Here is a 10,387-nt window from a genome sequence, read left to right as displayed (position 1 = left end):
AGTGGCGAAGAACCCACCGATGGTAGTGGCGAAGAACCCACCGATGGTAGTGGCGAAGAACCCACCGATGGTAGTGGTGAAACATCCACTAGCCCGCTGTTCGACGCGCAATATGTCATCGAGCAAAACCAAGATGCACTGCAAGAGCAGTTCCCAGACTTCGACTTCGAGAATCTCACCGAAGAGCAAGTCGCGCAAGTCGAGGATTATGTGAGCCAAGAGGGATTGCAGCCCTCTCCCTCGGTGAATTTGAGCTACTTTAATTCCGTGGTGAAAGAGCGAGTGAGTTCTGCACTGCAAGAAGAGGGATTAACCCAAGAAGAAATCGCCAATCTCAGCCAAAAAGAACTGCTGCAAAAGGCAGTAGAACTCGGCTACAGTCCGACGCCGTTGGTTCAGTTCGATTACTTCAAATCGGTTCACTCCGAGGAGCTGACCGAGTTAGCCAGCGAAAAGGGAATTGACCTTGCATCTCTGTCTAATGAAGAACTGTTGAAGTTCATCACCAGCGAAGGTGTGGCAGAAGGGTTGAATCCCTCTGCATTCTTTAACTTCGAGTTCGTCAAGAAACAGCACAAAGAAAAAATTCGCGAAGCGGTAGACATCGCCGATGGCGAAGAAGGCGTGGCGGAACTCGAACCGGAAAAAGTTCTCGATAACGTCTTTGACAGCGGAGAATACTACATCGACGTGCGCTTCGTTCGCGAGCAATACTCGCAACAACTCATCGAGTTCTATGGCGTGACTTCCGTGGAAGAACTCAGCGACGAGCAGGTAGAAGCGTATGCGTTCAGCGAAGAAGCAGAAGCAGCGGATGTGAGCATGTCTCCGTTGAATCTGGAAGGCTTTGCGGCGCAATACACCGCTGAATTGACCGCCTTCTATTCCGTAGAAAGCGTGGAGGAACTCTCCGAATATGAACTCTACCGATTCATGGCCACCGAAGCTGTGGAGCAAGGGCTAGATGTGACGGAATATGTGGAGGTGTCTTACTATCAAAGCACCTTTGAGGCGGCGATGGTCGCCACCTTCGGAGTCGCTTCGATTGAAGAAGTGAGTGCCGAGCAAACCGTCGAGTTCGTGTTTGGCGATGCAGCTCCCTATGTAGATGCGGAATTCTTTAAGCTGAAATACGGCGAAGAAACCACCGCTGACGGCACGTTGGTGAAAGAGCTGTCTGGCGAAGAACTGAAGTATTATATATTCAGTGCGGGTTGGGAAGCCGGCTTTACCAATCTCTCGGCATTCGACATCGAAACGTTTACCACGCAATACTCGGCGCAAGTGGTGGAATTCTACAGCGCCAGCAGCATTGAAGAGGTCAGCGAAGCCGAAATCGTCGATTACATGGTCGGCGAAGCCTGGAAAGTCGGTGTGGATCTCTCTGAGTTCGTGACGGCGGAAGATGTAGAAGTCTATCGCAGCGAACATGAAGCGGGACTGGCGGAATACTACGGCATCACTGTGGAAGAAGTGACCGAACTGAGCGCCGAAATCGTGGTTGACTTCGCATTCGGTGGCGTGAGTGAGGCGGTTGACTTCGACTACGCGCGGTTTGCCCTCGGCGAAGAGATGGTGACCTACTTCACCGAGCAAGGTGAGACAGTGACGGATGCTTCCGAACTGAGCAAGCTGCAAGTGGTGGAATACCTGTACGCACAGGATAGCCTGGAAGCGGTGAAGCTCTCGGCGTTCGATGTGAAGGGATTTGTGGACGCCAATACCGACGCGATCGCAGAAGCGTTTGGTGTGGAAGCAGAAGAAGTCGCCGAAATCGATCGCGAAAAACTCGAGAAGTTCATGCTGGGCGAAGGCGTCCAACTGGGCCTGAGCTTGTCAGGCTATGTAGAACTCGACTACATTCGCGAAACCTACACTGAGGCGATCGCAGGCTCTCTCGAAGTCTCCGTGGACGAAGTGGCGAATCTCGATGATGCCAGCTTGCTGGAATGGGTGGGCAGCGAACTGTCTACCATCGATGTCAACTACGTTGGCTATCAGTTCGAGCAACTCAGCGAAACCCAACAAACTGACCTGCTCACCAACTTAGAAATCGATGTAGACCTCACCGCCGGCCAAGTTCTCACCGCCGACCAACTGGTGAAGATTGCCTACAGCGAAGAGTTCAAGGCTGCCTTAGAAGTCGAAGAAGTCAAGCTCTCCGCGATCGATGTCTCCGGCTATATCGCAGACAATGCCGACGCCCTCTCCGCCTTCTATGGCGAAGCCGGCATCAAAGTGAACAGCGGCTCGAACAAGCTCAAGAGCGGTTCTCTCAACTTCAAGAGCGGCAACGTCGCCAAGAGCGGCTCTATGAAGTTCAACAGCAGCTCGATGAAGCTCAGCGGCGATTCTTCCATGAAGCTGAAGAGCGGTTCTCTCAAGTTCAAGAGCGGCAAAATCTCTGGCGATGCTGAGTTTGATGTCAGTAACCTCACCGATAAGCAGGTCGTCAAGTTCATGTTCGACACCGGCTGGGAACAAGGCATCAACCCCTTGAACTATGTGGAAGTCGAATATCTCAAGAGCGAATTCGCGGTAGATATCGCTCGCTACTACGACATCGAAGTGAGCGCCGTGGGCGAACTCAATGAGGGTTTGGTTCTCGACTACATGTATGGTGGTCTGTCGAACGATATCGACTATAGCTTCGTGCGCTCTACCTATGAGTCCGAACTGACGGCTGAGTTTGGCGTCTCCTCGGTTGAGGAAGTCAGCGACCTGCAAGTGCTCGAATACGTGTATGCCCAAGGTCCCGCTAACGTGGAACTCTCTGCGGTAGATGTGAAAGGATTTGTGGAGCAGTACGGAGAACAAATCGCCGAACAATTCGGTGTGGATCTGTCCACGGCTCCGGAAGTGAGCGAGTTCGAGATTAAATCCTTCATGTTCAACCAAGCATCGGAACAACTGGGGATTGATGTCAGCGAGTTCGTCAACTTCGAATACTACAGCGCTAACTTCAGCCAACAAATCGTCTCGAACTATCGCGTGGAGAATGTCTTCAATCTCCAGTCCGATATGGTTTACGACTTCATGTCCGGTGAAGGTATCTCGGAAGGTCTGGCGACTTCCCCGGCGATCGACTTAACCTGGTATCGCGAAACCTACGCCGATATCCTCACTCAAGAACTCGAAACCATCGATGGGGACGGCAATGGCGAAATCAGCGATGGCGAACTGTATGACTACGCCGTGGGTACCGGGTTGGAAAATGGTCAAGAAACCTCCGACTCCTATGACCTGGAATCCTACTTCGCAGATGATGCAGTGGTAGATGACCTGCTCAATTACTCCGGTGCGACTTCGATTGAAGAAGTCTCGAACCTCGAAAAGGTCGAGTATATCTTCGGTCAAGGTCTGAGCGACGGTCACAGCCCCGACGGTCTTGGTTTGGATGCCATCAAGAACGACCCCGCGAACCAAGATGGATTGCTCCAGTTTGCCAGTGCGACCTCGATTGAAGAGGTAAGTATGTATCAAGTGTACAACTACGCCAGCTCTGAAGGTCTACTGGTCTAGGTCGCCCTCGATACTCTAGCGGTGCTGCACTTCGCAGCCCGCTGAGGGGGTTCCCTCAATTTGGTAAGAGCCTTTTTCTCAAAGCCCGCTTGTGCGGGCTTTGTTCTTGTCACTTCCCTCCGAGGGAAGAATTATCGAAAATTGTATGTGTATTTGGAATGGAAATCGGGTGCGCTAAAATCTAGGCAAACTCATATTATGGGAGTGGAGAATTATGGCTTGGAAACCCGGTCACGCTTTACAAAATGGTCGGTATGTTATCGAAAAAGTCCTGGGGTCAGGTGGGTTTGGAATTACCTATCTGGCAAAGGATAATCGGGGTCATTCTGTGGCGATTAAAACCCTGACCCCGAAGGCGCGATCGCCGCGCGAATTTGCAGAACAAAAGCAAGCCTTTCTCAATGAAGCGGAATGTCTGGCTCAATGTACTCATCCCAGTATCGTCCGTGTGGCGGAAGTTGTCCCGGATGACTCGTCATGTTATTTGGTGATGGAATATGTAGAAGGCACTGATTTAGCCACTTTGGTGGAAACCAAAGGCGCTTTACCGGAGTGGGAAGCGTTATTTTATATTCACCAAATTGGCGATGCGATCGGTTTGGTTCACGATCGCGGCTTTTTGCATCGGGATATCAAACCCCTGAATATTATCGTCCGCAAAAATCGCTCGGATGCAGTTCTGATTGATTTCGGGTTTGCCCACTCGTTTAGTCAGGACCGGGTTGAAGTTCATCCGGAATATGGCTCGCGCGGGTTTGCTCCCCTGGAACAATACGACCTGCGATCGCGGCGCGGGGCGTATTCCGATGTGTATAGTTTGGCAGCAACCTTATATGCTCTTCTCACTACAGAAGTGCCCGCCTCGGCGACTTCTCGCGATCGCGCCCGCATGAAGGATGCCACGGACCCCCTGGTGCCCCCGCAAGAACTCAATCCCCACATCAGCGATCGCGTGAATGCCGCTATCCTGAAAGGCTTGGCCTTGGATCCGGAACATCGCCCCCAGTCGGTGAAGCAGTGGTTATACTTGCTGGGCACCGGCACGGATGCCGATCGCGCTTTTATGCCCCCGGAACTGCTTTCTGGGGTAGACAGCTCCCCCACCCCGCCCGCTTCCGCTGTGGGAATGGACTACAGCACCCTGCGCGATCGCCTCGCTGCCGGTGAGTGGCAAGCGGCGGACCGCGAAACCGAGGCGCTGATGGTGCGGGTCTGCGGTCGGGAAGCGGATGGCAAAATAAATATACAAGACCTCAAAAACTTCCCCTGTCGAGATTTACGCACAATCGATAAACTCTGGCGAGAATACAGCGACAATCGGTTTGGGTTTAGCGTCCAACGGCAGATTTGGAAAGCGGTTGAGAAAAATTACGAAGCCTTTAGCGATCGCGTGGGCTGGCGACAAGGACAATCCTGGCTGCCTTACGGCAAACTCACTTTTGATAGTTCCGCTCCGGAAGGCCATCTCCCCAGTTGGGGGCGTCGCGGTCGCTTCTGGCCCACTTTGGCGGCCAAAATTCGCGATTGCAGCTTGTAGCGCCCCAGTTTAGGGCGATCGCCCTCCCCGCCTCCCTGCCCGAGTTTTGCGAAACAGGTTCCGCCTCTGTACCGGATTGTGGTAGAATTCCCTCTGCCCGACAGTTCATCTCAGGTTAGAATTTTCTCATGTCGGGTCTTCCCGCCCGGTCTAAACTGAATCCTAGGCTATCACCGAACCTATGGTCAAAATCTATGCCTGAAGAGCAAAACTCCCCCAATTCTCTCAACTCTTCCAATACCGAACCCACCTCCACCCCGGTTCCCGGCGAGGGAGACAATCCGATCGCCGCCGTGACTTCTCCCCTGTCCCCAGAGAATGGCGGCGGTACAGAGGTCCTCTCCGAAGAGGAACGGCGCGTGTTTTTGGATCGCGATTCCGCTAATGGCACTCTCAACCGTAATGCCGATCGCGGCGCTACTCTGGAAGCAGTCCCGGTTAAGGGGTGGCGCATTAGCCCCGGTGCCTTGGTTTTGGGCGCGATCGCGGTGATGATTCTCGGTCTGGCCCTGGATAATATTTGGCTCGGATTCGCCGGGGCGGTGTCTACCTTTGCCATTTCCCTGCGAATTATTTGGCCGAATTGGGGCACAATCTGGACTCAGTTGGTGCCCCCTGCATGGCGTTCTGTGGTCATCGCTTGTTTGGGACTGCTGATCGCCACCATCGGGTTTCTGATGCTGAGCGGTTCGAATCAGCAACCGGGTAGCCGCAATATCCAAATTAATTGGGATGCGATCGGCGCTGTAGGCGATGTGGTGGGGGCTTTGGGGCAAATCTTGATTGCTATCCTCGCGGTGTATGTGGCGTGGCGACAGTACATTATTTCTAAGGACCTGACGATTCAGCAAAATCGCATTACCCAGCAACAAACGATTGATGCCTATTTTCAAGGGGTCTCGGATCTGGCGCTGAATGAAGAAGGGTTGCTAGAAGATTGGCCGCAAGAACGGGCGATCGCAGAAGGACGAACCGCCGCTATCCTGGCAAGTGTGGATGCTGAAGGAAAGGCCAAAATTATTCGCTTCCTGTCTCAGTCTAAGTTGCTGACTCCTCTGCGCCGCGATCGCCACCTGGGCCGTCCCATCCTGGATGGAAGCGGGGGTTATGCGGAAGATCGTCCCTATGGGGTGCGCGTCATCGACCTCGGTGTGATGTTGGCGGGGGCGAATCTCGCTTACACTGACTTGCGCTGGACGGAGTTAAGTGAAGCTAATCTGGTAAAAGTCAATCTCAGCCATTGCGATTTGGTGAAGGCGAATCTCTCCCGCGCTATCCTCTGCGAGGCAAATCTCTCTGGTGCGGATATGAAGGGGACTCGCTTCTATTACGGTTCGGTGGAAACCGCTTCTGCGCGCAGTCGCACCCAACGCCCGAATTTCAAAACCGGGGAATATACCGGGGCGGTGATTGAAAATGCGGATTTCTCTGGGGTTGAGCGCCTCTCGGACAAGCAACGCTATTATTGTTGTGCCTGGGGAGGATCGAAAACTCGCGAAACCATCCCCGGCGGTTGCGAAGGAATTCCCAATAAGTTGGGCCGATAAAGGGTTTCGCCGTTTGTCGTCACCCCTGCAGGGGTTCGGACTCGCCCCTACTTTAGGCGCGATCGCGCCTAGGGTGGGCGATCGCTTCACCTCCCCTTCGGTTTCATGGTACGGCGGGAAAAGGGTTTTACTCCTCCGCCGGGAAGATTCCCCGGTTCTTTCGCGCTTCCATCGCTTTTTCTAAAATGTCTAGCAGTCCGGGGGCTTCTTCTTGCAGGGTCAGCAGCAGTCTCTCTCCGATATCTTCGTCTCCCGGGTCTTTCCCCGTTTCCATCACCGCCCGCAACCGAGGCATGGCAATATCATCTACAATTTGAATTAACCCACTCAAACATCGGTTAAATTGTTTCTCGGTCATTATCGCATCTTCCAAGGGGAATTCAATAATCGCCCGAATCTCTCCATCGCTGGGGTCGTATTCCCACTGCAGCATTTTCGTCTCCCAGGAAATGCACAGCATGGTTTGCAAAATCGCTTCTTTAAACCTATGCTCGCTGACTCCGGAAATCACCTGCGGCGCAAACAGTTTAAAAAATTCTCCGTCTTCGTCTAGCTGGATCACGATCAGGAAATGCTCCACGTTCTCCGCTTGTACGCCCGTAATAATTCGGTTGTTCTCTTCATCTATCTCGTATTTCCAACCTCGGTTGTCGAGATAATCGGCAATCTGTTGTAAACTCGCGCCCATATTGAATGTCCTTTTTTTAGCTATGAACGGTTACGCCTGTGGTTGCTATTGAGGATTAGGATAAAACATCATTGCCTACATTATCCTATCTTTCCTGCTCCCCGCTTCGTTGCCAATTGAAAATTAAGAATTGGGAATTGAAAAAAATCCCCTGCCTCCCTGAGTCCGCCTCTTTTACCACAACTCAAACTATTTGTCAAGTCCATTCTCCCCCATTGCAGATTACCAACAATAGGCAAACCGATGCCACTACATGGCACCTCGAGGGGTTCCCGGTCTCATTGTGCGACCCACAACCCACCTGAACTCGCCCGAGGCAATTAACTATTCAGAATGAATCACGGGCAATTTTCTCACTTATGAATTCTTAATTCTCCACCAGCCACTCACTTACCACCGAACTGCATCAGCCCCCACCCCTGACAACCAACGTTACCAAGTATGCAGGGGAAATGGCAGATAAGCAACGGTATGGAATAAATAAGAAAATCCTTGATTCTTAATTCTGCATTGCGAGCTGAATCCTCGGCGGCATTTACCATCAAAGTTCACAACTGTCAAGGTCAAAAAGAGATAAAACAGTGCGATCGCGATCGCACCCGGATGGGGGAAAAAAGGCATAATTGGAATTACGTTATCGAGAACAACAGTGAACATCGTAACTCATCACACCATGACCCCCAAGTTTCTCTTGCCCCTGCAAAAATTAAATGGCCTCCAGGCAACGCCCTACAGCGCATGGCCTCGAGAATTGGTCATCATCGACCCCGGGGTAGAAGATTACCAGATACTCGCCGCCGCAGTGCGCCCAGGGTGCGACGTGGTGGTACTCCATCCCGAAGAAGATGGCATCGCGCAAATTACCCAGCTTGTGGCAGGAACGGGGCAATACCGGGGAACCACCACCCTCCACCTCATCTCTCACGGCGAACCGGGAACCCTCTACCTGGGCAACCGCATCCTCAACCGCGAAACCCTGCCTCACTAAGCCCCCCAACTGCAACAGTGGCGAATTAAGCAACTCCACATTTACGGATGCCAAGTCGCCGCCAATTGCGAGGGACAAGAGTTTTTACAACAGCTACACCGCTACACCAACGCCCACCTCTATGCCAACCCCCACCCCACCGGCAACCCCGCCCAAGGGGGCACCTGGCACCTACAACAAATGTTTCCCCAGGGGGAACCGGGACAGGGGAATTGGGAATGGGTCATGGGCGACGGCACTGATAACAACGGACAAGGGACAAACCACTCCTCACCCTTCTCTCCCCACACCCTGACCACCTATTCTCATACCCTGGGATTCAACCCCCAAACCACCTCCGCCGTGGGAAACGGTCCGTTTTCCGTCACCGTAGGAGACTTTGACGGGGATGGCAAGAAGGACGACTTGGCGGTGGCGAACAACGTCGACGACAACGTCTCGGTACTCCTGGGAGACGGCAGTGGCAGTTTCAACCCCCAAACCACCTTCGCCGTGGGAAACAGTCCGTTGTCCGTCACCGTAGGAGACTTCAACGGGGATGGTAACGACGACTTGGCGGTGGCGAACCGCATCGACAACAACGTCTCGGTACTCCTGGGAGACGGAAGTGGCAGTTTCGGTACCCAAACCACCTTCGCCGTGGGAGATTTTCCGTATGCCGTCACCGTAGGAGACTTCAACGGGGATGGCAACGACGACTTGGCGGTGGCGAACCGCATCGACGACAACGTCTCGGTACTCCTGGGAGACGGAAGTGGCAGTTTCGGCACCCAAACCACCTTCGCCGTGGGAAACCTTCCGTGGTCCGTCACCGTAGGAGACTTCAACGGGGATGGCAAGGACGACTTGGCGGTGGCGAACAACTACGACGACAACGTCTCGGTACTCCTGGGAGACGGCAGTGGCAGTTTCGGCACCCAAACCACCTTCGCCGTGGGAGACAATCCGCGTGCCGTCACCGTAGGAGACTTCAACGGGGATGGCAAGGACGACTTGGCGGTGGCGAACAACGGCAACAACAACGTCTCGGTGCTCCTGGGAGACGGGACTGGCAGTTTCGGTACCCAAACCACCTTCGCCGTGGGAGGCAGTCCGCGTGCCGTCACCGTAGGAGACTTTGACGGGGATGGCAAGAAGGACTTGGCGGTGGCGAACGACGGCGACGACAACGTCTCGGTGCTCCTGGGAGACGGCAGTGGCAGTTTCAACCCCCAAACCACCTTCGCCGTGGGAAACAATCCGCGTGCCGTCACCGTAGGAGACTTCAACGGGGATGGCAAGAAGGACGACTTGGCGGTGGCGAACTTCGGCGGCAACAACGTCTCGGTACTCCTGAACAATCCTGCTACGGTGACATCCGTCACCGCCACCAAGGCTGATGGCAGCTACGGTGTGGGAGAAACCATCGCCATCACCGTCACCTTCGACCAAACCGTTACCGTCACTGGCACCCCCCGCCTGCAACTGGAAACTGGCACCACCGACCAATATGCCACCTATGCCAGTGGCAGTGGCACTAATACCCTCACTTTTAACTATGTTATCCAATCGGGGGACACCTCTGCTGACTTAGAATACCTCTCCACCACTGCCTTAGGACTGAATGGAGGTACGATTGAAGATAGTGTGGGCTTCAGTGGTGACTTAACCCTCCCCGCTTTGGGTTCTACCAACTCCCTCGGTGGGAGTAAAGCGATTGTGGTGGATACCACCGCCCCCACCTTATCTTCAGTCAGCATGGCATCCGACAATGCCAATGACCCCAGTTTGGCCAAAGTGGGGGATACGGTGACAGTGACGTTTGCCGCTGATGAAGCTCTCAGTGGCACACCTACTGTCACGATTGGCGGTCAAACGGCTACGGTCACTAATCCCAGTGGTAACAATTACACCGCCACTTACACCCTGCAAGCCACCGATACTGAAGGGTCGCAAGGGATTAACATCGACTTAACAGGTGTGACTGATGCGGCGGGCAATGCGGGAACTGCGGTAACGGCTACTACCGATGCCAGTAATGTCACTTTTGATGCCACTGCACCGGATGCACCCACGATTGCCACCACTGGCACAACCAACAATTCGACTCCCGATATTACGGGGAC

The 10,387-nt window shown here is 53.6% G+C and carries 6 protein-coding genes and 1 pseudogene; 5 read left to right on the top strand and 2 right to left on the bottom strand.

The window, feature by feature from the left end; translation table 11 throughout:
- The 3 genes from AC0QH1_RS24715 to AC0QH1_RS24705 all read left to right on the top strand — a co-directional run.
- Window positions 1-3,522: hypothetical protein (locus tag AC0QH1_RS24715; RefSeq protein ID WP_324634069.1), on the top strand; the 3,522-nt coding region annotated here is incomplete at its 5' end.
- 214 nt (window positions 3,523-3,736) lie between these two features.
- Complete coding sequence (locus AC0QH1_RS24710; RefSeq protein ID WP_324634067.1) at window positions 3,737-5,059, top strand: serine/threonine-protein kinase; 1,323 nt, start codon at window positions 3,737-3,739, stop codon at window positions 5,057-5,059.
- A gap of 194 nt (window positions 5,060-5,253) precedes the next feature.
- The gene (locus AC0QH1_RS24705) at window positions 5,254-6,606 is read left to right on the top strand and encodes a pentapeptide repeat-containing protein (RefSeq protein ID WP_324634066.1); all 1,353 of its coding nucleotides are present in this window, start codon (window positions 5,254-5,256) and stop codon (window positions 6,604-6,606) included.
- A gap of 127 nt (window positions 6,607-6,733) precedes the next feature.
- Here AC0QH1_RS24705 and AC0QH1_RS24700 read toward each other — a convergent pair whose 3' ends face one another.
- The gene (locus AC0QH1_RS24700) at window positions 6,734-7,294 is read right to left on the bottom strand and encodes a type III secretion system chaperone family protein (RefSeq protein WP_324634064.1); all 561 of its coding nucleotides are present in this window, start codon (window positions 7,292-7,294) and stop codon (window positions 6,734-6,736) included.
- Window positions 7,295-7,726: 432 nt separating this feature from the next.
- Window positions 7,727-7,915 carry a hypothetical protein gene (locus AC0QH1_RS24695; RefSeq protein ID WP_324634063.1) on the bottom strand — a complete coding sequence of 63 codons (189 nt, stop codon included), beginning with the start codon at window positions 7,913-7,915 and terminating at the stop codon, window positions 7,727-7,729.
- A 52-nt stretch (window positions 7,916-7,967) separates the two neighbouring features.
- On the opposite strand from AC0QH1_RS24695, the pseudogene AC0QH1_RS24690 reads away from it, so the two are divergent.
- Window positions 7,968-8,411: pseudogene (locus tag AC0QH1_RS24690) on the top strand (DUF4347 domain-containing protein); the annotation flags it as partial.
- Window positions 8,412-8,462: 51 nt separating this feature from the next.
- Window positions 8,463-10,387, top strand: a 1,925-nt coding sequence (locus AC0QH1_RS24685) for an FG-GAP-like repeat-containing protein (RefSeq protein ID WP_324634070.1), incomplete at its 3' end; no start/stop codon positions are given.

Source organism: Phormidium sp. CCY1219 (assembly GCF_055795085.1).
Note: the sequence above shows the minus strand (reverse complement) of the source record. Positions and strands in the feature narration are given on the sequence as shown.

Coding starts and splice junctions, on each gene's coding strand:
- AC0QH1_RS24695 (WP_324634063.1), bottom strand. CDS start 7,915: ATGCCTTTTTTCCCCCATCCGGGTGCGATCGCGATCGCACTGTTTTAT.
- AC0QH1_RS24700 (WP_324634064.1), bottom strand. CDS start 7,294: ATGGGCGCGAGTTTACAACAGATTGCCGATTATCTCGACAACCGAGGT.
- AC0QH1_RS24705 (WP_324634066.1), top strand. CDS start 5,254: ATGCCTGAAGAGCAAAACTCCCCCAATTCTCTCAACTCTTCCAATACC.
- AC0QH1_RS24710 (WP_324634067.1), top strand. CDS start 3,737: ATGGCTTGGAAACCCGGTCACGCTTTACAAAATGGTCGGTATGTTATC.